The sequence below is a fragment of the Streptomyces sp. NPDC002144 genome (genome assembly GCF_053593695.1).
The window spans coordinates 1-1,023 of sequence record NZ_JBSFDB010000173.1 but is presented as its reverse complement, the minus strand read 5'-3'; the positions used below and the strand labels follow the sequence as shown (position 1 = coordinate 1,023).

Sequence of the window (1,023 nt, the reverse complement as noted above, 5' to 3'; positions counted from 1 at the left end):
GGAACGAACGTGCAGATGATTCTGCAACTGTATCTTTTGCAGATAAAATGGACGCAGATATGTTACAAATGTATGAGCAGTCAGAAAATCTGAATAGGAAAGAAGCTGTGTACGGTGAGAATAAAACGGAACCAATGCAAGATAATGAAAAAAGCGAATGGTCTAATGTAGAAAATAATCAAGTAGAAGCAATTCGGAATATACCAAGAGAAGAGACGGTACAACATCCAAAACAGGAACAGCATAGTAGAGAAAAGACCTCACAAAACGAACAAACAAATGATGAATTAGTTTCAAACATGATAAATGATGTAGAAGAGAGTCGTATAGGAAGGGAGGGAGTAGATACAATAATGATGCTAGAGGAAGAACGAGAGGAGCGTGAAATGCTTGAAGAGAATTTTGACGATTAACGTTTTCTTAGTATTGTGTCTCCTTTTTATTCCGATAATGTCATTCATCCTAATGCTTGGGGAAGATTTAGAATCTGGTAGTGATGGACAGAGTATAGGCAGTTGTTCTGTTACTGGAGAGATTAATCAGTCTATGTGGGAGGAGTCTTTTACTAAAGCTGGTGTACTAAAGAATAAGGGAAATAAAATAATAGATATTGCGGAGGAACAGGGAATTGACCCTGTTCTTTTTGCGTCCATTGCCTTTCATGAAACAGCATGGGGAACGTCTAAGGCTGTAATAGAAAAGAATAATCCTGGCGGTTTAATGTCCAGTAATGGTCTATTTGTCTTTGCTAATTTAGATGAAGGTTTGGAAGCAATGGGAGTTACACTTCATAATCGAATCTTAGTCGATGGAAAAAATACGATTGAATTATTAGGGCAAGTATATGCACCAATTGGGGCAGGGAATGATCCGACAGGATTAAATGTTCATTGGGTTCCAACAGTATTGGAGATAGTCGGAAAGTTAGGCGGACTAACAAAAAACTGTGATTCCTCCACTTTAGGAACAGGCAGCTATATCATTCCTATAGATAATCCAGTTGTTACTTCTGGATTTGGAATT

The 1,023-nt window shown here is 37.8% G+C and carries 2 protein-coding genes; both read left to right on the top strand.

The window, feature by feature from the left end; translation table 11 throughout:
- A partial coding sequence (locus ACWCQ1_RS52155) for a hypothetical protein (RefSeq protein WP_451030143.1) occupies positions 1–413 on the top strand: 413 nt, incomplete at its 5' end.
- A 37-nt stretch (positions 414–450) separates the two neighbouring features.
- The coding region (locus tag ACWCQ1_RS52150; RefSeq protein WP_451030142.1) for a hypothetical protein at positions 451–1,023 on the top strand (573 nt) is incomplete at its 3' end.